Source organism: Streptomyces sp. NBC_00209 (assembly GCF_045206345.1).
In the GTDB taxonomy this organism is placed as follows: domain Bacteria; phylum Actinomycetota; class Actinomycetes; order Streptomycetales; family Streptomycetaceae; genus Streptomyces.
Genome location: NZ_CP108121.1, coordinates 2,815,190 through 2,835,596, shown reverse-complemented (window position 1 = coordinate 2,835,596; position 20,407 = coordinate 2,815,190). Strand labels below are relative to the sequence as shown.

At 70.4% G+C, this 20,407-nt stretch carries 25 protein-coding genes; 12 read left to right on the top strand and 13 right to left on the bottom strand.

Annotation, left to right across the window (positions count from 1 at the left end):
• Nucleotides 1-28: 28 nt before the first annotated feature.
• Nucleotides 29-1,537 carry an MFS transporter gene (locus OG867_RS12610; RefSeq protein ID WP_406285078.1) on the top strand — a complete coding sequence of 503 codons (1,509 nt, stop codon included), beginning with the start codon at nt 29-31 and terminating at the stop codon, nt 1,535-1,537.
• A gap of 205 nt (nt 1,538-1,742) precedes the next feature.
• A complete protein-coding gene (locus tag OG867_RS12605; protein ID WP_406285075.1) occupies nt 1,743-2,336 on the top strand; it encodes a TetR/AcrR family transcriptional regulator in 594 nt (197 codons plus the stop codon).
• A gap of 7 nt (nt 2,337-2,343) precedes the next feature.
• Here the strand turns inward: OG867_RS12605 and OG867_RS12600 are convergent, their stop codons facing one another.
• Together OG867_RS12600 and OG867_RS12595 are read right to left on the bottom strand one after the other, a co-directional pair.
• Nucleotides 2,344-3,150 carry an HAD family hydrolase gene (locus tag OG867_RS12600; protein WP_406285073.1) on the bottom strand — a complete coding sequence of 269 codons (807 nt, stop codon included), beginning with the start codon at nt 3,148-3,150 and terminating at the stop codon, nt 2,344-2,346.
• A 73-nt stretch (nt 3,151-3,223) separates the two neighbouring features.
• Entirely contained in the window at nt 3,224-4,150 is a 927-nt protein-coding gene (locus OG867_RS12595) for a zinc-binding alcohol dehydrogenase family protein (RefSeq protein ID WP_406285071.1), read from the bottom strand.
• An 87-nt stretch (nt 4,151-4,237) separates the two neighbouring features.
• Here OG867_RS12595 and OG867_RS12590 point away from each other — a divergent pair, with 87 nt between their 5' ends.
• Nucleotides 4,238-4,702 (top strand): MarR family winged helix-turn-helix transcriptional regulator, encoded by a 465-nt coding sequence (locus OG867_RS12590; RefSeq protein ID WP_406285068.1) that lies wholly within the window; start codon nt 4,238-4,240, stop codon nt 4,700-4,702.
• Here the strand turns inward: OG867_RS12590 and OG867_RS12585 are convergent.
• Genes OG867_RS12585 through OG867_RS12575 form a run of 3 tightly spaced genes read right to left on the bottom strand, consistent with a single transcriptional unit; the run spans nt 4,699 to nt 5,975 of the window.
• Nucleotides 4,699-4,908 carry a DUF397 domain-containing protein gene (locus OG867_RS12585; RefSeq protein ID WP_406285066.1) on the bottom strand — a complete coding sequence of 70 codons (210 nt, stop codon included), beginning with the start codon at nt 4,906-4,908 and terminating at the stop codon, nt 4,699-4,701. The two genes, OG867_RS12590 and OG867_RS12585, sit on opposite strands and share 4 nt — an antisense overlap.
• A 24-nt stretch (nt 4,909-4,932) precedes the next feature.
• Complete coding sequence (locus OG867_RS12580) at nt 4,933-5,142, bottom strand: DUF397 domain-containing protein (RefSeq protein ID WP_406285064.1); 210 nt, start codon at nt 5,140-5,142, stop codon at nt 4,933-4,935.
• On the bottom strand, nt 5,139-5,975 hold the full coding sequence (locus tag OG867_RS12575; protein ID WP_406285061.1) for a helix-turn-helix domain-containing protein: 837 nt from the start codon (nt 5,973-5,975) through the stop codon (nt 5,139-5,141). The genes OG867_RS12580 and OG867_RS12575 overlap by 4 nt, the downstream gene beginning before the upstream one ends.
• A gap of 105 nt (nt 5,976-6,080) precedes the next feature.
• Between OG867_RS12575 and OG867_RS12570 the strand changes: the two genes are divergently transcribed.
• Entirely contained in the window at nt 6,081-6,320 is a 240-nt protein-coding gene (locus tag OG867_RS12570) for a hypothetical protein (RefSeq protein WP_406285059.1), read from the top strand.
• A 144-nt stretch (nt 6,321-6,464) separates the two neighbouring features.
• Here the strand turns inward: OG867_RS12570 and OG867_RS12565 are convergent, their stop codons facing one another.
• Nucleotides 6,465-6,923, bottom strand: coding sequence for a carboxymuconolactone decarboxylase family protein (locus tag OG867_RS12565; RefSeq protein WP_406285056.1), 459 nt, complete (start codon nt 6,921-6,923; stop codon nt 6,465-6,467).
• Nucleotides 6,924-7,007: 84 nt separating this feature from the next.
• Between OG867_RS12565 and OG867_RS12560 the strand changes: the two genes are divergently transcribed.
• The 8 genes from OG867_RS12560 to OG867_RS12525 all read left to right on the top strand — a co-directional run bounded on the left by OG867_RS12560 (nt 7,008) and on the right by OG867_RS12525 (nt 12,379).
• On the top strand, nt 7,008-7,859 hold the full coding sequence (locus tag OG867_RS12560; RefSeq protein ID WP_406285053.1) for a sigma-70 family RNA polymerase sigma factor: 852 nt from the start codon (nt 7,008-7,010) through the stop codon (nt 7,857-7,859).
• Nucleotides 7,860-7,987: 128 nt separating this feature from the next.
• The gene (locus OG867_RS12555) at nt 7,988-8,200 is read left to right on the top strand and encodes a hypothetical protein (protein ID WP_328901714.1); all 213 of its coding nucleotides are present in this window, start codon (nt 7,988-7,990) and stop codon (nt 8,198-8,200) included.
• Nucleotides 8,184-8,708 (top strand): DUF6879 family protein, encoded by a 525-nt coding sequence (locus OG867_RS12550; protein WP_328901715.1) that lies wholly within the window; start codon nt 8,184-8,186, stop codon nt 8,706-8,708. Before OG867_RS12555 ends, OG867_RS12550 begins: the two co-directional genes overlap by 17 nt.
• Nucleotides 8,698-9,540 carry a helix-turn-helix transcriptional regulator gene (locus tag OG867_RS12545; RefSeq protein WP_328901716.1) on the top strand — a complete coding sequence of 281 codons (843 nt, stop codon included), beginning with the start codon at nt 8,698-8,700 and terminating at the stop codon, nt 9,538-9,540. The genes OG867_RS12550 and OG867_RS12545 overlap by 11 nt, the downstream gene beginning before the upstream one ends.
• 92 nt (nt 9,541-9,632) lie before the next feature.
• Complete coding sequence (gene tgmA / locus OG867_RS12540; RefSeq protein WP_328901717.1) at nt 9,633-9,905, top strand: putative ATP-grasp-modified RiPP; 273 nt, start codon at nt 9,633-9,635, stop codon at nt 9,903-9,905.
• Entirely contained in the window at nt 9,905-10,867 is a 963-nt protein-coding gene (gene tgmB / locus OG867_RS12535) for an ATP-grasp ribosomal peptide maturase (protein WP_406285048.1), read from the top strand. The genes tgmA and tgmB overlap by 1 nt, the downstream gene beginning before the upstream one ends.
• Complete coding sequence (tgmC, locus tag OG867_RS12530) at nt 10,864-12,006, top strand: ATP-grasp peptide maturase system methyltransferase (protein ID WP_328901719.1); 1,143 nt, start codon at nt 10,864-10,866, stop codon at nt 12,004-12,006. The genes tgmB and tgmC overlap by 4 nt, the downstream gene beginning before the upstream one ends.
• An 88-nt stretch (nt 12,007-12,094) precedes the next feature.
• On the top strand, nt 12,095-12,379 hold the full coding sequence (locus tag OG867_RS12525) for a hypothetical protein (protein WP_328901720.1): 285 nt from the start codon (nt 12,095-12,097) through the stop codon (nt 12,377-12,379).
• On the opposite strand, the gene OG867_RS12520 is transcribed toward OG867_RS12525, so the two are convergent.
• The 7 genes from OG867_RS12520 to OG867_RS12490 form a co-directional block, all read right to left on the bottom strand.
• Complete coding sequence (locus tag OG867_RS12520) at nt 12,342-12,800, bottom strand: VOC family protein (protein WP_328901721.1); 459 nt, start codon at nt 12,798-12,800, stop codon at nt 12,342-12,344. The two genes, OG867_RS12525 and OG867_RS12520, sit on opposite strands and share 38 nt — an antisense overlap.
• Nucleotides 12,788-13,777, bottom strand: a complete 990-nt coding sequence (gene rarD / locus OG867_RS12515) for an EamA family transporter RarD (RefSeq protein ID WP_328901722.1) — start codon at nt 13,775-13,777, stop codon at nt 12,788-12,790. The genes OG867_RS12520 and rarD overlap by 13 nt, the downstream gene beginning before the upstream one ends.
• Before the next feature lie 118 nt (nt 13,778-13,895).
• A complete protein-coding gene (locus OG867_RS12510; RefSeq protein ID WP_406285044.1) occupies nt 13,896-14,747 on the bottom strand; it encodes an SDR family oxidoreductase in 852 nt (283 codons plus the stop codon).
• Nucleotides 14,748-14,901: 154 nt separating this feature from the next.
• Complete coding sequence (locus OG867_RS12505) at nt 14,902-15,960, bottom strand: 2-oxoacid:ferredoxin oxidoreductase subunit beta (RefSeq protein ID WP_406285042.1); 1,059 nt, start codon at nt 15,958-15,960, stop codon at nt 14,902-14,904.
• Entirely contained in the window at nt 15,953-17,908 is a 1,956-nt protein-coding gene (locus tag OG867_RS12500) for a 2-oxoacid:acceptor oxidoreductase subunit alpha (protein ID WP_328901725.1), read from the bottom strand. The genes OG867_RS12505 and OG867_RS12500 overlap by 8 nt, the downstream gene beginning before the upstream one ends.
• 225 nt (nt 17,909-18,133) lie before the next feature.
• The gene (locus OG867_RS12495) at nt 18,134-18,793 is read right to left on the bottom strand and encodes a response regulator transcription factor (RefSeq protein ID WP_026242587.1); all 660 of its coding nucleotides are present in this window, start codon (nt 18,791-18,793) and stop codon (nt 18,134-18,136) included.
• Between the two features lie 144 nt (nt 18,794-18,937).
• Nucleotides 18,938-20,293: a sensor histidine kinase gene (locus OG867_RS12490; protein WP_406285039.1), complete on the bottom strand. Its 1,356-nt coding sequence runs from the start codon at nt 20,291-20,293 to the stop codon at nt 18,938-18,940.
• Nucleotides 20,294-20,407 lie beyond the last annotated feature (114 nt).

Genomic DNA, 20,407 nt, shown 5'->3' with positions numbered 1-20,407 from the left:
AGGAATCACGAGAGGCCGGGAGCTGATTGTGTCTGCGTCCAAGGGGTCCCTGCTGCCCCGGCCTCTTCTGTTCTGGGCGGGTGTCGCCCTCACCTGCGCGGGCGTTCTCGAACACCTGTGGATGTTCGTCGAGGCCGCCCCGATGGGCTTCGACATGTCCATGATGGATATGTCCCCGGTGATGTGGGTGGCCATGGCCGCCATCGTCGCCGGTGTGGTGATCTCCGGTTTCGCGATGCTGCCGTCCGGTACGGGTTCTGCCGACCGCCCGGCCCCCGTTCGGGGGACCGAGGCGGGCCGGCGCCGCCTCGTCGCCATCCTGAGCTTCGCGCTGTTGGTGGACCAGATGAAGCCGGCCACCCTTGCCTTCATCGCTCCCGGGATGCGTGAGGAGTACCACCTCAGCGCCACGGAGGTCTCCTACCTGCCCGCAGTGGCGTTGACCGGCACCGTGCTCGGGTCGCTCGTGTGGGGACGCGCGGCGGATCGCATCGGGCGCAGGGCCGCGCTCCTGGTCGCGTCCCTGCTCTTCCTCGGGACGACGGTGTGCGGAGCCATGCCGAGCTTCAGTGGCAACCTGGTGATGTGCGCCCTGATGGGCATGGCCGCGGGAGGCATGCTGCCCGTCGTCTACGCGCTGATGACGGAGAGCCTTCCCCCCGGTCGACGCGCTGCCGTCATGGTGCTTCAGGCCGGCCTCACCACCACCGGTGGATACATGGCGGCCTCCGGACTGGCCGCGGTCCTCATTCCGCTGGCCGGCTGGCGCATGCTCTGGTTCGCGCAACTCCCGCTGGTACTCGTCCTGCTCGCGCTGAACCGGTGGATTCCGGAATCAGCCGTTTTCACCTCGGCGCGGACCCGGCCCCGGCGTGTTCCGGCTTCCACCCTGTTCACCCGCCCGCATACCACCAGGACAGTGGTCATCAGCGCCTACGCAATGGCCTGGGGGCTCGTCTACTGGGGCTTCCTCACCTTCTTGCCCAGTCATCTGGAGCCCCCGGGTGGGGGCGGCATGTCCGCGGCCACCCTGCTGTTCGTCTCGTCGCTGCTCGCCATTCCCGCCTGCGCGGTGGCGGCATGGCTCTACGTACGGTGGTCACCCAGAGGCACCATGGTCGTCTACGCGGGCCTCACCGTCGCGGCGCTCGTCACCCTGGCCGTGGTCGGAATGAACGGCAGCCGGACCGTCCTCCTGGTAGTCGTGATGCTGCTCTTCACCGGCACCGCCGGTGTCATCGCACTCATAGGCCCCTACACGGCCGAGACCTACCCGCCGGCCATCCGGGGCACCGCAGGCGGATGGGCCGCGGCCGTCGGGAAGTCCGGCGGCGCCTTCGGCCCTCCCCTGATCGCCATGATCCTTTCGGCGCCCGGAGGTATGCGTACTGCTGCGGCCTTCGTGGCACTCCCCATGGCTGCGGCAGGAGCCGCCGTGGCGTTCCGGGGGAGCGGGCCGGAGGTCGTCGCCAAGGTCTCCGAGAACGCCGGGCCGGCGGACCGTACGCAAGTCGAGGTGGCCGGGCGGTACGCGTGATGAAGGGCTCGGAGATCGCCGGCACCCGTACCGTCGGCCGGCGAGCCGTCCCCCGATCGGCTCGTCGCGGCACGAACGGCACGAACGGCGCGGAAAACAGAAGGAACGAGCCGACACGGTACGTTCCGTTTCCGCCAGAGCATTGTTCGACTTGTAGCGACTCACTGTCAATAAGGTTTGGCTCAAACAGTCCTATGCTCACCGAATGAACACATCGCCGAGTTCACTGCGCAGGAGCGAGAGCTCACGCAGGGCGACCCTGCAAGCCGCCCTCGATCTCTGTACGGAGCGGGGCTACGGGCGGGTCACGGTCGAGGCGATCGCGGCCCGGGCGGGCGTGAGCAAGAAGACGATCTACCGCTGGTGGCCGTCGAAGAGCGCGGTCCTGCTGGAAGCCTTTACGGAGATGCTGGTCTCGGCGACCCCGTTCGTGGACACCGGGGACATCGCGAAGGACCTGCGCACCCACCTCACGGGCGCGGTGAACGTCCTCGCCGTACCCCCGTTCGGCCCGGCCTACGCGGGCATCCTCTCGGAGCTCCACCACGACGACCAACTGGCCGAAACGGTTCGCACGCAGCTCATCGATCCCCGCTTCCAGGAGGCGGTCGGCCGGCTGCGGAGCGCCCAGGAGCGGGGCCAGATCCCGCCGGACGCGGACCTGGATCTCGCGGTGGAGATGCTCTACGGCCCGCTGTACTACCGCCATGTGCTGCGCAAGCCGATGCAGGACGCGGAGGACGTGGGGAAGCTGGTGGACCACGTGCTGCGGGCGCTGGGGGCGACGCTGGACCGGTAAGGCGGGTTCACCCGAAGAGCCGTTCCAGCACGATCGCTATGCCGTCCTCCTCGTTCGAGAGCGTCACCTCGTCGGCCGCCGCGCACAGCTCCGGGTGGGCGTTGCCCATGGCGACGCCGTAACCGCAGCTGCGGAACATGGGCAGGTCGTTGGGCATGTCCCCGAAGGCGATGGCGGTGCGCGGGTCGACGCCCAGCTCCTCGGCGGCGAGCGCGATCCCGGCGCCCTTGTCGACGCCGTACGGCTGGAGCTCGACGGTCCCGGGGCCGGAGTGCGTCACCGTGGCGAGGTCGCCGACGACCGCGCGGGCCTCGGCGGTCAGCGCCTCGTCGCTCAGCTCGGGGTGCCGGATGAGCACCTTGATCACGGGTTCGGCCCACAGCTCGTCCCGGTGCCGGGTGCGCTGCGCGGGCAGCGTGGCGTGCGGCAGCCGGTAGCCGGGCTCGATGAGTGTGCGCCCCTCGGCCCCGTCCTGATCAACGGCGGCGAAGACCTGCCCCACCTGGGCCTCGATCTTCCCGAGCGCGGTCCCGGCCGCCTCCCGGTCGAGAGTGACGGCCCGCACGGTGCGCCGCGCCCCGGCGTCGTACACCTGCGTCCCCTGCCCGCACACGGCCAGCCCCTCGTACCCGAGCCCGTCCAGCAGTTCCCGCACGCCGGGCACGGGCCGCCCGGTGACGACGAGGTGCCGGGCGCCGGCCGCACGGGCCAGGGCGAGCGAGGCGCGGGTGCGCGGGCTGACGGTGTCGTCGCCGCGCAGGAGGGTGCCGTCCAGGTCGGTGGCGACGAGGGCATATGCGGGTGGGATGGGCATGGCAGCAAGCGTAGGTGCTGGTTTCCGGAGCCCCGGCGGAGTTGTGGCGGGGCGGGGGCGTGGGGTAGGGCGGCTACGGGACCGTGAGGACGACCTTGCCCCGGTTGCGGCGTTCCTCGATCGTCGCGTGGGCGAGGGCCGCGTCCGCGAGCGGGTGGGCCGCGTGGACGGCGGGGCGCAGGCTGCCCTCCGCGTGCAGGGCCCACAGCTCCGCGATCCAGGCGGCGTAGCGTGCGGGCTGCGTCCGGGCGATGCGGGCCACCTGGAAGCCGATGACCGACGTGCCGCCGACGAGGAGGTCGTACGCCTCGATCGTGCCGCCGCCCGAGCTGTACGCCACGAGCCGGCCGCCGGGGGCGGTTGCCCGGACGGCCCGGGGGAGGAGGTCGCCGCCGACCGCGTCCAGGACGATGTCGCAGGGCTCGCCCCAGTTCTCGTCTGTGTACGTCACCACCTCGTCGGCCCCGAGGGACCGCGCGAAGTCCGCCTTCGCCGGATCGCCCACGGCCGCCACGACCCGGGACGCGCCCCGGAGGCGGGCGAGCAGGAGGGCGAGGTGCCCGACGCCGCTCGCGGCAGCCGTCACGAGCACGGATTCGCCCTTCTCCGGCCGCGCGGACTCCAGCGCCCCGAGCGCGACGACCCCGCTGCGGACGAGCGCGACGGCGTCCTGGGCGGTGGCCCCGGCGGGGATGGCGGACGCCATCGCCTGGTTCAGCAGGGCGTATTCGGCGTACCCGTGCCCGAAGCAGAGGCCGGTGACCCGGTCGCCGACGGCGTGCGCGCTCACCCCGTCGCCGCGCGCCACCACCTCCCCGGCGACCTCGCCGCCGAGCGGGATGGGCTCCCGGCTCTCGCGCACCTTCCGCACCACCGGAAGGGTGACGCCGACCGCCTCGACCTTGACGAGGAGTTCACCGGGGCCGGGCGTGGGAACGGGCGCGTCCTCCTCGAACAGCACCTCGGGCCCGCCGCTGTGTTCGTACCGAATGCGCCGCATGGCGATGACCTCCGACGGGCCGGGGTTCGTTGGGAATCCCAACGGTACGCGGAAAGTCGTGGGGAAGTCCAACGATTCCTGGATACGATGCGAGGCATGGCAGACAAGGCAGCAGCAGCGACGGCCCCGAGCCGCATCCGCCCGCTCCCGAGCTGGCTCCTGGGCCGGGCGGCGGCGCGGGGCCGGTCCCTGGTGGCGGATGCGCTGGCCGCGCACGGCATGAAGATGTGGCACCACGTGGTGCTCGCGGCGGCCGAGGACCTGGAACCGGTCGCCCAGGCCGACCTGGGCCGCGCGGTCGCTCTCGACCCGAAGGACCTGGTCGGCATCCTGAACGACCTTCAGGCGGAGTCCCTGATCGTCCGCGCCCCGGACCCCAAGGACCGCCGCAAGAACGCGGTGAGCGTGACGGCGGCGGGGCGCCGCCGCCTGGAGGAGTGCACGGCAGCGGGCGACCGCGCCAACGCGGAACTGCTGGCCCCGCTGGGCCCCGACGAGCGGGGCGAGTTCCTGGACATGCTGCGCCGGATCAGCGGGGCCGGAATCGACTAGGCGGGGCCGAACGCGTCGCGCTTGACGCCCGCGATGAACGCGGTGAACGCGTGGGCGCGGGGCCCGAGGGCGGGCCCGTCCGGGAGTTTGGAGTCCCGGACGGGGATGGTGCCGGTTAAGGCGACGAGGTTGGTGGCGACCGCGACGCAGTTGCCGCCGTTGTTGCTGTACGAGGAGGTGTACCAGCGGGGGGATTCTGTCGCCACGGGGCTTCCCTTCGTAAGGGCGGATCAGACGGTGTCGAACCTGCCGTCCTTGATGCCCGTCACGAAGGCCGCGTACACGTCGGCGTGGAGGCCGAGGGAAGGGCCGGTCGGCCGCTTGGAGTCGCGGACGGGCACCGTGCCGGTGGAGGCGACGAGGTTGGTGGCGACCTGGACGCAGTCGCCGCCGTTGTTGCTGTACGAGGAGGTGTACCAGCGGGGGGATTCGGTCGTCACGATGTGCCCTTTCGCAATTGCCAGATCATGGCCACGGACGCCTCCTGGGACAGAACTATGGCCTGTAGCTGATGGTATGCCGTCAACACAGGTAGCACCGCCGTGCTTTCGCGGTCGAGATGCCCCTGGGTCTGGGACTCGGCGTAGCAGACGACGGACCGATCCGGAAGAGTCAGGAGATTGACGGGCAGGTCGAAGGTGCGCCGTTCCCCCATGGCGTACGGGGCGATGTGGAGAGAGGTGTTCGGCATCTCGGCGACCTCGATCAGGCGCGCGAGCTGGGCGTCCATGACGTCCGGACCACCCACGGGGCGGCGGACGCAGCTCTCGTCCATGATGATGAACAGCATGGGCGGCATGGGGCGAACGAGGGCCGCCTGCCGCTCCGCCAGGAACGAGACGCGCTCGTCCGCCTGCTCCTGAGAGATCGCGCCTCGTTGCACAGCGCTGTTGGCTAGCGCCCTTGCGTACTCCGGGGTTTGCAACAGTCCGGGGACGATCCCGATGTTGAACAGCCGGAGTTCGACGGCGCGCCCCTCGAAGCCCACGTACTGCGGGAAGCCCTCCAGCAGCGATCCGTTCCGGATCTCCCGCCACGCGCTTTCGAACGTGTCAACGGTTCCCTGGATGCCGAACGCTACGTCAGCTTGGCGTGAAAAACGGAGCGTTGGCATCTTGCGACCAGTTTCCACGGCCGAGATGTGCGTACTGGAGTAGCCCGTTTGTTTGGCCAGGTTCTCCTGTTTCCACCCGTGGGCCTCCCGCAAGCTGCGGATACGCGCGCCGAAGGCGGCCTGCGGGCTGCTGTCCGGCTCTAACTCCTTGCGGTTCAAGGGGCGTCACCGACCTTTCGTTCGCAAGTGACACGTTGAACAGGCCCTGACTCTAAGCCACGCTGAGTCCGCTTGGTAGTGGAATGACTACGGAGAGGAACGGCTATGCCCGCACAGGAGCAGGTTCCGGCCATCGGAACGATCGTCGTGGACGTGGGGCGCTGGGAACAGCCGCTGGTGGGGGAGTTCCGAGGGGTCGCCGGCCCCTACTGGACCCTCCGGTCGCCCAGGGGCGGCACGGAGTGGGAGGTGCGGCCCGAGCACACCCGGGACGCGACCCCCGCCGAACGGCTCGCCGCGCGGACCGCGAGGGAGAACGCGCGGAGCCGGGGCGAGGTCGCGTGAGCACGCCGGGGGAACCCGAACCGTGCCGTACGTGCCAGGAGTTCGACCTCGCGGAGGCCGTCGCCCGGAGCGAGCGGGACGGGAGCCGCGAGACGGACGCCCGGGTGCTGCGCAGGCGGCACGTGGCGGCGGAGCACGCGGGGGTCAGCCCCACGTCTTCCCGGCAGGCTCCTTGATCGTGCGGTTGATGCGGTTGAAGAAGTTGGTCAGGGCGATTTCGAGGTTGAGGGCGCCGATCTGCTGCTCGGTGAACTGTGCGCAGACCTCGTCCCAGAGGTCGTCGGTGACGCCGGGGGCGCCGTCCTGGAGGCGGGTGGCTCCCTCGGCGAGGGCCAGCGCGGCGCGCTCGGCGTCCGTATAGAAGGGCGCTTCGCGCCAGGCCGCGACGGTGTGGAGGCGCTCGTCGGTGTCACCGGCCTTCTTGCCTGCGGCGACGGCGGCGAAGATGCAGGCCGAGCAGCCGTTGATCTGGCTGACGCGCAGGTGGACGAGGGCGAGGATCTTGGGGTCGACGCCGCCGGAGGCAATCGCCTGGTGGAGGTGGCGGACGGCGGTCCAGACGTCGGGGTTGGCGGCGTCCTTGTCCTGGAGGCGGTTTTCCATGGGGATGGCTCCTTCGGAGGGTTACGTTGCCGCGCCGGTGCGCGTCATCCCTATGACGGAGCCGCTTCCAGGGAGGTAACAACCATGACGTTGGCCGAGGCGTTCGAGGCGCACCGGGACCGGCTGAGGGCGGTCGCGTACCGGATGCTCGGGTCGCACGCGGACGCGGAGGACGCGGTGCAGGAGGCGTGGCTGCGGCTGTCGCGCCAGGAGGCCGGGGCGATCGACAACCTGGGCGGCTGGCTGACGACGGTGGTGGGCCGGATCAGCCTGGACGCGCTGCGGTCGGGGCGGCGGCGGCCGGAGGTGTCGTACGACGACGGGCCGGAGTACGCGGTGACGCCGGACGGCACCCCCGCGCCGGAGGAGCTGGCGGCGATCGGGGACTCCGTGGGCGTCGCGCTGCTCACGGTGCTGGACACGCTGCGGCCGGACGAACGGCTGGCGTTCGTGCTGCACGATGTGTTCGCGGTGCCGTTCGCGGAGGTGGGCCCGATCCTGGGCAAGTCGGCCGACGCGACGAAGATGCTGGCGAGCCGGGCGCGGCGGAAGGTCCAGGGGGCCCAGCAGTCGGCGAGCCCGGACCGGCGGCAGCGCGAGGTGGTCCAGGCGTTCCTGGCGGCGGCGCGCGAGGGCCGCTTCGAACGGCTGCTGGAGGTCCTGCACCCCGAGGTGAAGCTGACCGCGCACACCCCGGACGGCACGTACGTGGTGATCGGCGCGACGGAGGTGGCGACCCGGGCCCGCCTGGCCGCCGCCGCGGCCCACGGCCACCCGACCACGCACAACGGCCTCCCCGCGATCTTGGCCCGCACCCCGGAAGGCACCCCGCAGTCCCTCCTCACCTTCAGGGTCACGGGCGACCGCATCACGCACATCACGGCGGTGGCGGACCCGGCACGACTGGCGCGGATGGACTTGCCGGACGCGGGGTGACGCGGCCGGGCGCAGAGGCTTGTTACCCGACAACGCGAATATTGGCGCTGCCGCATGGACGGGCGGAGCCAGTCTCCGTACCTTCGACTGCGGTGGCTCGACCGGGCCGTAAACCGAGGGGGTTCGACGTGGCACGCGAGGAACTGACCCGGCTCACCGGAAACGGGAACGGCAACGGGGAGTGCGGCAAGGACGATTGCCCGAACGTCTATCGCACGGCCGGCGGATCATTTGTCGTGCAGGGGGCGGTCTCGGACGCTTTCACGCCGCCGAGCGGAGAGGGGATCGTGGAGATCCCCGAGAGCGTGCTGAGGGAGGCCGTGCGTGTTCTTGGCTGGTGAGGACTGGGCGGCGCGGTTTCAGGGATTCCGGCGTGAGGCTTGGCGACTTGAGACGTTGCCTCAGTACCTCATGCCACAGGAGCGGGAGGAATTCGCCGCGTTCGAGGCGGGGGCCCGGGCGGATCCCCGCACGGTCGCGAACGAGTACACGGGCCGGCTGCGCCGACAGGTCGCGGAGGGGCGCTCGCAGGGGCGGGTACACATCGTGACCCGACCGCTTTCGGCGTATCTGCGCTTCGAGTTCTCCCAGTACTACGCGCCTCACGCGCTGGCAGGGGAGGAGATCAGGATCCTGGACGTGACCGACAGGGCGAATCCTCTGGAAGGCGTTCAGGACTTCTGGATCTTCGACCGCTCCGAAGTGGTCCTCATGAACTACGACCCGGACGGCCGGCAGATCAGCCGCGAAGTCCACGAAGGGGAAACGGCTCCATTCATCGAGTGCCAGCGGGTGGCGCTGGCCGAGTCGGTGCCGTTCGAGGAATACGTGAAGGACCTTGACCTTTGACCCCGCGAAGCTGGACCGGTCCAGGTCCGACCTGGCGGAACTGCTGAGAGGCGAGCGCAGGCGGGCCGGGAGGACTCAGACCTGGCTCGCTCGCCGCTGCAACATGTCCCAGACCAGGGTCAGCAACATCGAGAGCGGAAAGCTCGCGCCGACACCGGTCGACGTCGATCTCGTACTGGAAGCGCTCGGGGCATCGGATGTCGTGGCGGCTGAGATCCGGATCCAGGCGAGAAGGGCCAACACGGAATGGCAGGCCCACTGGTCCTCGCGCCGCAGGGGGCTGGACAAGAAGCAGAACGAGCTTGCCAGGCTGGAGTCCGCATCGAGGGAGCTCCGGTTCTTTCTGCTTTCGATGATCACGGGATTGCTCGCCACGCCTGACTATGTGCGGGCCAGTATCGCCGATGTCGCCGGTGACCAGTCGAAGACCATTGCGAAGAAGCTTGAGCGGCAGCAGGTTCTGTACGACCCTTCAAAGTCCTTCACCTTCATTCTCACCGAGCAAGCGGTCAGGTGGCCGCTGCTTCCGCCTGTGGCCATGTCCGTACAGCTGGATCGGCTGGTGTCGGTCTCCCGGATCCCGCAGGTACGGCTCGGGGTGATTCCTCTGGGTGGTTATGTCCCGGAGCGGCCTCTGAGTACGTTCACGGTGTACGACCGCAGGCTGGCCACCGTGGAAACAGGTACCGGGGCGCTGATCCTCCGGGATCACAGGGACGTCTCGACTTATCGCGCCGAATTCGAGACCTACGAGCGACACGCTGTCTTCGGGAGTGAATGCCGGGAAATCCTGGGCGAGTGGTCTGCGGCCTTTACCCGACAACGCGAATAACTCTGGTGGACGACGGGCGCCGGTCCCTACCGTGGATTTCGCAGCCGGAAGCCGACGTGCCGGCACTTTCGCAGAGCGGAGGCGCAGCCCAGATGAATCAGACGACCGCCCCATGGGGAACGCGACGAATGGGGCCCTATGCGGCCACCGCCGAGGTTCCGGCGTACGCGCCGGTGATCGATCCGGAAACACAGATCGCCGTCATCGTGGACGAGCGCGGACGGGCGGTCGAGCTGGGCAACCACGGCACCAGTACGAGCGGCCTCACCCCGACCTCGACCAGCCCCGGAGACGGGTCCGGACCCGGAGGCGCAAGCGACTCGGACAGCACCGAGTCGTACGACCAGGACCAGAGTTCCGGCTGATGCGCGACGGCAGGTCGGTCCTGGTGCTGAGCGGTCCGCGCGACGTGACGGCGGATGTGGTGCTGCGGCTTCTCGCGGAGCGAAGGGTGCCCGTGGCCCGTTTCGATCCGGGAACCGACGTGCACACAGGCGCGGTGCTGACCGCCTCGTACGAGCGGGGCGGTCAGCACGGCACCCTGCGTACGGCCACCCGGGAGATCGACACCACTGGGATTCGGTCCGTCTGGGTACGAAGGCCCTCTCCGTACGAGGGACCTTCGGGCCTCAGCGACCAGGACCGCCGTTTCGCCGCCGCGCAAGCGCTGTGGGGTGCGGGGGGAATCCTCGCGTCGTTGCCATGCGCGCACTACGTCAATCATCCTTGGCGCAACCGGACCGCCGAGTCCAAGCCCGCACAGCTCGTGGCGGCCGAGCGCTGCGGATTCCACGTGCCGGCCACGGTGATCACCAACGACCCGTGTGAGGCACGGAGGTTCGTGGCCGGTCGGGCCGGTGGTGTCGTCTACAAGCCGCTGTGGAACGCGCCGTATCGCGTCGATGGCCGGCCGCACAGCGTGTGGGTGCGCCGAGTGAATGCGGACGAGATCACCGACGCGGTGTCCGTCTGCCCGCACCTGTTCCAGGAAGAAGTGGTCAAGGCGTTCGACGTGCGGGTGACCGCTGTGGGCGGTCGACTCTTCGGGACCCGTATCGACAGTCCCGAGGTCGACTGGCGTCACCGGCAGGATCTGATGACATGCGCGTCGATCGATGTGCCTGCCGCGGTCGCCCGGGCGATCGCCGCATATCTCGCCGCGTTCGGCCTGGTCTACGGCGCTTTCGACTTCGCCGTCACTTCAGCGGACGTTTGGCACTTCCTTGAGTGCAATCCGAATGGCCAATGGGCCTGGCAGCCGGCGGACATCACTGCGGCGATCGCTCACGCCATCGCCGACCAACTGGAGAGGGGCCCTGAGTCGTGAGCACAGCAGCGCAACTCCGCGCAGCCATGGTGGACGGACTGACCGAGGCCGGCGTCTTCACGGGACCCGGGTGGAGCGCGGCCGCCGGAGCGGTGCCCCGTGAACTGTTCACCGGGTCCTACTTCAGGCACGTGCCCGGCACTGCCCCGACCCGGTTCCGGCCCGTCCGGCAGGAGGAGCCCGGATGGCTGGAGGGGGTGTATGCGGACGAGACGCTGATCACCCAACTCGACGGTCGTATCAGGCCGGACGACGTGTCCGGGGAGGACGTCCAGGGCTCGCCCTCGTCGTCCTCCACACTGCCGTCGCTGGTGCTGCGCATGTGGCAGCGGTTAGGTGAAGAATCCGGGCACCGGGTGCTGGAGATCGGCACCGGGACCGGGTACTCGACCGCTCTCGGAGCCCATCGTCTCGGGGACGTCAACGTCACGAGCATCGAGTACGACCCCGGGGTGGGCGCATCCGCCGCGACGGCGCTCAAGACGGCCGGATACGCACCGCGTCTGCTCATCGGGGACGGGTTGCGGGGCGACCCGGACGGAGGACCGTACGACAGGCTGATCGCCACCTGCTCGGTCCGGTACATCCCGCTGCCCTGGCTGCACCAGGTGAAGCCGGGAGGAAGGATTCTGGTCACCCTGTCCGGATGGAGTTACGCCAACGCCCTCGCGCTGCTGGAAGTGACCGGGCCGGGAGAGGCCACCGGGCGGTTTCTGCCCGGTGGTACCAGCTTCATGATCGCCCGGCCGCATGACCGGCCGCCTCGCCCGACGCTGACGCTGCTGCCCGGGGACGAGCGCGCGAGCCGAATCGACCCGGCGAAGCTGGACGACTGGACCGGCGGTTGGATCGCCCAGCTCGCGGCGCCGTCGGTGGAGCGCCTGGGGGCGGGGGCGGATCAGATCCTCTGGGACGTTGCCACCGGTTCGCAGGCCCGGACAGCGCCTGATTCCAGGGGTGGGTGGACCGTCGTGCAGCGCGGGCCCGTACGGCTGTGGGACCGAGTGGAGGAGGCAGTGCGGAAGTGGCAGGCCCTCGGTGAGCCCGGCCAGGAGGCGTTCCGCCTCACCGTCTCGGCCGCACGGCAGCGGGTGTGCCTGGGGGCCGACGAGAGCCTGGGGTGGGAGCTGCCCGTCTGAGCCAATGGTTTGTCCCCTGGTGTACGAACACCGCTGCCGGGTAGGCGATTCGGGTGGCGTCTGTGACGGGGCCGGGGCCGCGTGCGACGTGGCGCACAGCGCGCCCGCCTCCTACGGGCTCGGCTGCGTGCTGGTCGACTTCGGCGCCATGGCCGTCCTGGTCGGGCTCGGCGTCCCCTCGGTGGCGTGCGTCATGTCGTTGCTCCTGCTCGGGGTCGTCCTGATCATTGGAGTCCCGTACGGCTTCCGCAGCGCGGTCCTGGACTCGCGGGGCGAGCGGACACCGGGCGGCCTGAGCGCCCGGTGTCCCGGCCTCCCGGGCGAGGGGCCCGCGCTTACTGCACGCAGAACTCGTTGCCCTCCGGGTCCGTGAGCACCGTCCACCGGCCCCCCGGCTCCTCCACCTCGCGCTCGACCTTCGCGCCCAGCCCGACCACCCGTGCCACCTCGGCCTCGCGGCGCTCCGGGCCCGCGTGGAGGTCGAGGTGGAGGCGGTTCTTGACGGTCTTCGGCTCGGGGACGCGCTGGAAGAGCAGTCGGCGGCCGTGGCCGGCGCCGCTGTCCTCGTCGTACGGGTCGTCGGGGTGCCGTACCGCCGCCAGGTCGAGCCAGGCGCGTCGGCCGTGCGCGGTGGTGGTGAGCGCTTCGGGTACGGCCCCGATGCCCAGGAGCTTTTCGATCAGGGGGCTGTTGTCCTCGATCTCGTAACCGAGGGCCTGGGACCAGAAGCCGGCCTGCGCGTGCGGGTCGGCGGCGTCGATGACGACTTTCCACTCAAGGGTCATGACCGGCATTCTGTCCCGGCGCCGGGGCTTGTGCCGGGTGAAACATCGATCCGCTCCGCGCCCGCCGTCGCGGCCAGCCGGGCCGCCTGCGCCCGGGCCCGGTTGCGGCGCGCGGTCCGCAGCGCGTCCCAGGTGAGGACGATCAGCGCCGCCCACACCAGGGCGAACCCGGCCCACCGCTCCGTCGGCATCTCCTCGTGGAAGTAGGCCACGCCCAGGAGGAACTGGGCGAGCGGGGTCATGTACTGGAGCAGCCCGATGGTCGAGAGCGGGATGCGGATCGCGGCGGCCCCGAACAGGATCAGCGGCACCGCGGTGACCACGCCGGTCGAGGCGAGGAGCGCGGTGTGCCCGGCGCCCTCGGAGGTCAGGGTCGAGGTGCCCCGCGCGCCCAGCCAGATCAGATAGCCGAGCGCGGGCAGGAAGAGCACGGCGGTCTCGACGGTGAGCGATTCCAGGCCGCCCATGTCGACCTTCTTCTTGACCAGGCCGTACGTCGCGAAGGAGAACGCCAGGATCAGCGAGATCCAGGGCGGTTTCCCGTAGCCGACGGCCAGCACGATGACCGCCACGACGCCGGTGGCGACCGCCGCCCACTGCGCCGGGCGCAGCCGCTCGCCCAGGAGCAGGACGCCCATGGCGATGGTGACCAGCGGGTTGATGAAGTAGCCGAGGGACGCTTCGACCACATGGCCGCTGTTCACGGCCCAGATGTACAGGCCCCAGTTGACGGTGATCGTGGAGGCCGCGATGGAGAGCATCCCCAGCTTGCGCGGCTGCCGCAGCAGCGGGCCGATCCAGGACCACCGGCGCAGGACCAGCAGCAGGACCGCCACCACGCCGAGCGACCACACCATGCGGTGGGCCAGGATCTCGACCGCCCCGGCCGGCTTCAGCAGCGGCCAGTACAGCGGGACGATGCCCCACATCCCGTACGCGGCGAAGCCGGAGAGGAGTCCGGCCCGCTGGTCATTCGTCCCCTGCACGGGCCCCTCCTGGTGGGTGGTGGTCGTACGACCGTCAACCACATGAAGGTAGCGCCGCCGGGGGCCCGGTGTCATGCCCGTATCGTCAGACGGTCATGACACCGGATGGCGTACGGGTTCAGAGCGCGGCGGCCACGGTGTCGGCCACCGGGGTCGTCGGGCGGCCGATCAGGCGGGCCAGGTCGCCGCTGGTGCCGGCCAGGCGCCCGCGCCGGACGGCCTGGTCCACGTCGACCAGGATCGCCGCGAAGCCCTCGGGCAGCCCGGCGCCGGTCAGGATCTCCTGGTGGACGGCGGCCGGGACGTCGTTGTGGGCGATCTCCTTGCCGGTGGCCTGCGCGACGACCGCCGCGTAGTCGGCGTAGGACAGGGCGGTGTCGCCGCTCAGCTCGTACGCGCGGTTCAGGTGGCCCTCGCCGGTCAGGACGGCGGCGGCCGCGGCCGCGTAGTCGTCGCGGGTGGCGTAGGCGATACGGCCCTCGCCCGCGCTGCCGACGACCGCGCCGTGCGCCAGGACCGGGGCCAGGTTCTCGGTCTGGTTCTCCGTGTACCAGCCGTTGCGCAGGAAGGTGTACGGCAGGCCGGAGTCCAGGATCAGCCGCTCGGTCGCGCGGTGCTCGTCGGCCAGCGTGAAGTCGGCCTCGGGCCCGCCGAGGATCCCGGTGTACGCGAGCTGGGCGACGCCCGCCGCCTTGGCCGCGTCGATGACCGCGGTGTGCTGGGCGACGCGGCTGCCGACCTGGTTGCCGGAGATGAGGAGGACCCGGTCGCCGGCGTGGAAGGCGTCCGCCAGGGTCTCGGGGCTGTCGTAGTCGGCGATGCGCAGCTCGACGCCCCGGGCGGCGAGAGCGGCGGCCTTGTCCTTGTCGCGGACCACGGCGGCGACCTCGGCGGCGGGGACGGTGGTCAGCAGGTGCTCGACGACGCGACGGCCGAGTGCTCCGGTGGCTCCGGTGACGACGATGCTCATGGGGGTGTTCCTCCTCGTTTGTTCGCTTCGTTCTCACACCACCTTACGGAATGCGCTAACCAAAAGAAAGTGTGCTGGTCAGGGCATGCAAAAGCGCGCCGGTCCCGCCCGCGAGGGGCAGGTCCGGCGCGCTCGCGCGGAACGGGGACCGGCGTCAGCCGACCACCGTCCAGTGGTCGTTCCCGGCGAGCAGCGCGGCCAGGTCGCCCTTGCCGTGCCGCTCCACGGCCGTGTCCAGCTGCTCGGCCATCGTCGTGTCGTACACCGGGCGCTCCACGCTGCGCAGCACCCCGATCGGGGTGTGGTGCAGGGTGTCGGCGTCGGCGAGCCGGGACAGGGCGAAGGCCGTCGTGGGGCTCGGGGCGTGCGCGTCGTGGACGAGGATCTGCGCCTTGTTGTCCTCGGTGACCGCGACGACCTGGAGGTCACCGGTCAGCGAGTCCCGTACGACCCCCTTCGCGCCGTCCGTACCGAAGACGATCGGCTGCCCGTGCTCCAGGCGGATCACCGCCTCCTGCGCCTGGTCCTTGTCCTTCAGGACCTCGAACGCGCCGTCGTTGAAGATGTTGCAGTTCTGGTAGATCTCCACCAGCGCCGTGCCCGGGTGGTCGGCGGCGGCGCGCAGCACGCCGGTGAGGTGCTTGCGGTCGGAGTCGACGGTTCTGGCGACGAAGGACGCCTCCGCGCCGATCGCCAGCGACACCGGGTTGAACGGGGCGTCCAGCGAGCCCATCGGCGTCGACTTGGTGATCTTGCCCAGCTCGGAGGTGGGGGAGTACTGGCCCTTGGTCAGCCCGTAGATCCGGTTGTTGAACAGCAGGATCTTCAGGTTCACGTTGCGGCGCAGCGCGTGGATGAGGTGGTTGCCGCCGATGGACAGCGCGTCGCCGTCACCCGTGACGACCCACACCGACAGGTCGCGCCGCGAGGTGGCCAGGCCGGTCGCGATGGACGGGGCGCGGCCGTGGATCGAGTGCATCCCGTACGTGTTCATGTAGTACGGGAAGCGTGAGGAGCAGCCGATGCCGGAGATGAAGACGATGTTCTCCTTCGCCAGACCGAGGTCGGGCATGAAGCCCTGCACGGCGGCGAGGACCGCGTAGTCGCCGCAGCCGGGGCACCAGCGCACTTCCTGGTCGGACTTGAAGTCCTTCATGGACTGCTTCGCCTCGGCCTTGGGCACCAGCTGGAGCAGTTCGTTCACCTCAGGCATCGATGGCCTCCTCAAGAGCTGTGGCGAGCTGCTCGGCCTTGAACGGCATGCCGTTGACCTGGTTGTAACTGTGGGCGTCCACCAGATACTTGGCGCGGATGAGCATGGCCAGCTGGCCGAGGTTCATCTCGGGGACGACCACCTTGTCGTAACGCTCCAACACCTCGCCCAGATTCCGCGGGAAGGGGTTGAGGTGGCGCAGATGGGCCTGGGCGATGGAGCGCCCCGAGGCGCGCAGCCGGCGCACGGCCGCGGTGATCGGGCCGTACGTCGAACCCCAGCCCAGCACGAGCGTCCGGGCCTCCGCGGGGTCGTCGACCTCCACGTCCGGGACCTCGATGCCGTCCACCTTGGCCTGGCGGGTGCGGACCATGAAGTCGTGGTTGGCGGGGTCGTACGAGATGTTGCCGGTGCCGTCCTGCTTCTCGATGCCGCCGATACGGTGTTCGAGACCGGGGGTGCCCGGGACCGCCCACGGGCGCGCCAGCGTCTGCGGGTCACGCTTGTAGGGCCAGAACACCTCGGTGCCGTCGGCCAGTTCGTGGTTCGGGCCGCCCGCGAACTGGACGCGCAGGTCGGGCAGCTGGTCGAGCTCCGGGATGCGCCAGGGCTCGGAGCCGTTGGCCAGGTAGCCGTCGGAGAGCAGGAAGACCGGGGTGCGGTAGGTCAGGGCGATCCGGGCCGCGTCCACGGCCGCGTCGAAGCAGTCGGCCGGGGTGCGCGGGGCCACGATCGGCACCGGGGCCTCGCCGTTGCGCCCGTACATCGCCTGGAGCAGGTCCGCCTGCTCGGTCTTGGTGGGCAGCCCGGTCGAGGGGCCGCCGCGCTGGATGTCCACGATGAGCAGCGGCAGTTCGAGTGAGACCGCCAGTCCGATGGTCTCCGACTTCAGCGCCACCCCGGGCCCCGACGTCGTCGTCACGGCGAGCGAACCGCCGAAGGCGGCGCCCAGCGCGGCACCGATGCCCGCGATCTCGTCCTCGGCCTGGAAGGTGCGCACGCCGAAGTTCTTGTGCTTGCTCAGCTCGTGCAGGATGTCCGAGGCCGGCGTGATCGGGTACGAGCCGAGGTAGACCGGCAGGTCGGCCTGGCGGCCCGCGGCGATCAGGCCGTAGGACAGGGCGAGGTTCCCCGAGATGTTCCGGTACGTGCCGGTGGGGAACGCCTGCGAGGCCGGCGCCACCTCGTAGCTGACGGCGAAGTCCTCCGTCGTCTCGCCGAAGTTCCACCCGGCCCGGTAGGCGGCCACGTTCGCCTCGGCGATCTGCGGCTTCTTGGCGAACTTCGCCCGCAGGAACGTCTCGGTGCCCTCGGTCGGCCGGTGGTACATCCAGGACAGCAGCCCGAGCGCGAACATGTTCTTCGAGCGCTCGGCCTCCTTGCGGGAGAGCCCGAACTCCTTCAGCGCCTCGATCGTGAGCGTGGTCAGCGGTACCGGATGGACGTTGTACGCCTCCAGCGAGCCGTCCTCCAGCGGGTTGGTCTCGTACCCCACCTTCGCCATCGGCCGCTTCGTGAACTCATCGGTGTTCACGATGATTTCGGCCCCACGCGGCACGTCGGCGATGTTCGCCCTGAGTGCCGCCGGGTTCATCGCGACCAGCACGTTCGGCGCGTCGCCCGGGGTCAGGATGTCGTGATCGGCGAAGTGCAGCTGGAACGACGAAACCCCCGGCAGGGTGCCTGCGGGGGCGCGGATCTCGGCCGGGAAGTTCGGCAGCGTGGAGAGGTCGTTCCCGAAGGACGCCGTCTCCGAGGTGAACCGGTCACCCGTGAGCTGCATCCCGTCACCCGAGTCACCCGCGAAGCGGATGATCACCCGGTCCAGACGGCGGACTTCCTTCTCGCCGCTTCCCGCGGCTTCGGACCGGGGGGCGCGTTGTCCCCCCACGAGCGCCTCGCCGGCTTCGTCGGCCTGCTCGGCGGTGCTACTGACCTGGCTGGTCACGTACTGGACCTCCCTCGGACGGCGGCTCGGAACCGTCCGGCCCGCCGGAGGTCCCCCGCCCACCCTACGGCCGTGAGGGTCGCCTTCCTCCGGTCGATCACATGATGGACGGCTTTTTGAGACGCTGTGATTCTGGATGCTGAGACGTTTTCCGGCGCTGTTCCGTCATGATCCACCAGCCGCCCGGTTCCCCGTCGGACCCTCGCCCGGGCCGGTGGTGCCGTGTCAGGAGTTCAGATACGTCAGCACCGCCAGCACCCGGCGGTGGTCCCCCTCGCTCGGCGCCAGGCCCAGCTTCTGGAAGATGTTGCTGACGTGCTTCTCGACCGCCCCGTCGCTCACCACCAGCTGCTTGGCCACCGCGGAGTTCGTACGCCCCTCCGCCATCAGGCCCAGCACCTCACGCTCACGCGGCGTCAGCCCGGCCAGCACGTCCTGCTTCCGGCTGCGGCCCAGCAGCTGCGCCACCACCTCGGGGTCCAGCGCCGTACCGCCCTGCGCCACCCGGACCACCGCGTCCACGAACTCCCGGACCTCGGCGACCCGGTCCTTCAGCAGATACCCGACGCCCCGGCTGGACCCGGCCAGCAGCTCGGTGGCGTACTGCTCCTCGACGTACTGCGAGAGGACCAGCACCCCGATCCCCGGGTGGTCCCGGCGCAGCCGCACCGCCGCCCGGACGCCCTCGTCGGTGTGGGTCGGGGGCATCCGCACATCCGCGACCACCACGTCCGGCAGCGCGTCCTGCCCGGCCAGGTCGCCGATCGTCTTGATCAGCGCCTCCGCGTCCCCGACGCCCGCGACGACGTCATGCCCGAGATCGGTCAGCAACCGGGTCAGTCCCTCCCGGAGCAGTACCGAATCCTCGGCGATGACCACGCGCACCCTGTCCTCCACCACGACGCTGTTTCCCCCGCTGCTGCTCGCTCGCTGGCACGACCCGTACGCCGTCCAGCATCCCAGTAACGGCACTGACGTCGCGAGCGTTCGCGGGGTTGACCCGATAAGTGACGTGCCGTGGTTCTCCGGTCAGCCGCGCCAGGGCAGTTCCGCCGTGACCTTCGTCGGGCCGCCCACCGGCGAGTCGACCACCAGGACCCCGTCGACGGCGTCCAGCCGCTCGGTGAGCCCGGCGAGCCCGCTGCCCGACGCCGGGTCGGCGCCGCCGCGACCGTCGTCGGTCACCTGGAGCAGGAGGCGGTCCTCCGTGCGCCACACGTCGACCGAGGCGCGGGTGGCACCGGAGTGCTTGCTGATGTTCTGGAGGAGTTCGGAGACGGTGAAGTACGCGATGCCCTCGATGGCCTGCGCGGGCCGGGACGGGAGGTCCACCTCCACGGAGACGGGCACGGTGCAGCGCGAGGCGACGGCGGAGAGCGCGGCGTCGAGGCCGCGGTCGGTGAGGACGGCGGGGTGGATGCCCCGGGCGAGGTCGCGGAGTTCCTGGAGGGCGACCTTCACCTCGCCGTGCGCCTCGTCCACCATGCGCGCGGCCGCCTCCGGGTCGGCGGTCAGCTTCTCCTTCGCGAGGCCCAGGTCCATGGCGAGGGCGACCAGGCGGGCCTGGGCGCCGTCGTGGAGGTCGCGCTCGATGCGGCGGAGGTCCGCGGCGGCGGTGTCCACGACGACACCCCGGTCGGACTCCAGCTCCGTGACGCGCTCCGCCAGCCGGGACGGGCTCAGCAGCCCCGCCACCATCAGCCGGTCGACGGTCGCCAGGCCCCGGATCACCCAGGGGGTGACGAGGACGATGCCCAGGCCGAGGCCGGCGGTCAGCGCGAGATCGACGCCCGAGTCGAGGTAGACCTCGTGCTGGGTGTCCCCGTACAGCTGGATGCCCGTGACGCCCGCGTGCGAGGGCACGAACCAGTGCCACAGCGGGTAGGTGAGCGCCGCCCAGCCCCACGCCTGGAGCGTCAGCGCGACGCAGAACGCGAAGACCGCCCACGGGAAGTGCAGCAGCGCGTACAGCAGGTGGCGCCAGGACACCCCGCTCTTCAGGACCGCGCCGACCCAGGACATCAGCCCGTTCTTCCGGCCGCGCGCCGGCGCCGGATCGGCCACGTCCAGCCGCAGCAGGGTCCGCGCCCGGGTCCGCTCCAGCATCCCGAAGCCCCGGCACATCGCCAGGCCCCCCGCCAGCACCGGAATGCCGAGGAAGGTGACGAGGAGGCCCGCGCCCAGCGAGACCATGGTGATCGCGAAGGTGAAGAGCACGATGCTGATCGGCAGGCTCAGCATGAGGTAGAGGAACTCGCGCCAGGTCCTGCCCTCCAGCGGCGCCCGCAGCGCGGCCGGCAGGACGTGCCGCCGCGCGGGACGGTTCCCGAGGCCGCTTCCCGACCGCTGAGGGTCCCGTGTGTCCGGTCCGTATGCCGTGGCCATGGGGTTCCGTCCGTTTCTTCCGCGTCCGTGAAGGTGCGTGCGTCCGTGGAGGTGCGTGCGCCGGTGATGGTGCGTGCGTCTGTGGAGGTGCGTGCGTTCTGTACTTCAAGAGTG

Bases quoted from the DNA above. Each gene is read 5' to 3' on its own strand.
- tgmB (WP_406285048.1), top strand. From the start codon at position 9,905: ATGCGCGACGGCAGGTCGGTCCTGGTGCTGAGCGGTCCGCGCGACGTG.
- OG867_RS12595 (WP_406285071.1), bottom strand. From the start codon at position 4,150: ATGCGGCGCATTCGGTACGAACACAGCGGCGGGCCCGAGGTGCTGTTC.
- OG867_RS12590 (WP_406285068.1), top strand. From the start codon at position 4,238: ATGCGAGGCATGGCAGACAAGGCAGCAGCAGCGACGGCCCCGAGCCGC.
- OG867_RS12490 (WP_406285039.1), bottom strand. From the start codon at position 20,293: ATGGCCACGGCATACGGACCGGACACACGGGACCCTCAGCGGTCGGGA.
- OG867_RS12510 (WP_406285044.1), bottom strand. From the start codon at position 14,747: ATGAGCATCGTCGTCACCGGAGCCACCGGAGCACTCGGCCGTCGCGTC.
- OG867_RS12560 (WP_406285053.1), top strand. From the start codon at position 7,008: ATGACGTTGGCCGAGGCGTTCGAGGCGCACCGGGACCGGCTGAGGGCG.
- OG867_RS12520 (WP_328901721.1), bottom strand. From the start codon at position 12,800: ATGCCGGTCATGACCCTTGAGTGGAAAGTCGTCATCGACGCCGCCGAC.
- OG867_RS12570 (WP_406285059.1), top strand. From the start codon at position 6,081: ATGCCCGCACAGGAGCAGGTTCCGGCCATCGGAACGATCGTCGTGGAC.
- OG867_RS12600 (WP_406285073.1), bottom strand. From the start codon at position 3,150: ATGCCCATCCCACCCGCATATGCCCTCGTCGCCACCGACCTGGACGGC.
- OG867_RS12565 (WP_406285056.1), bottom strand. From the start codon at position 6,923: ATGGAAAACCGCCTCCAGGACAAGGACGCCGCCAACCCCGACGTCTGG.
- tgmA (WP_328901717.1), top strand. From the start codon at position 9,633: ATGAATCAGACGACCGCCCCATGGGGAACGCGACGAATGGGGCCCTAT.
- OG867_RS12505 (WP_406285042.1), bottom strand. From the start codon at position 15,960: ATGCCTGAGGTGAACGAACTGCTCCAGCTGGTGCCCAAGGCCGAGGCG.
- OG867_RS12605 (WP_406285075.1), top strand. From the start codon at position 1,743: ATGAACACATCGCCGAGTTCACTGCGCAGGAGCGAGAGCTCACGCAGG.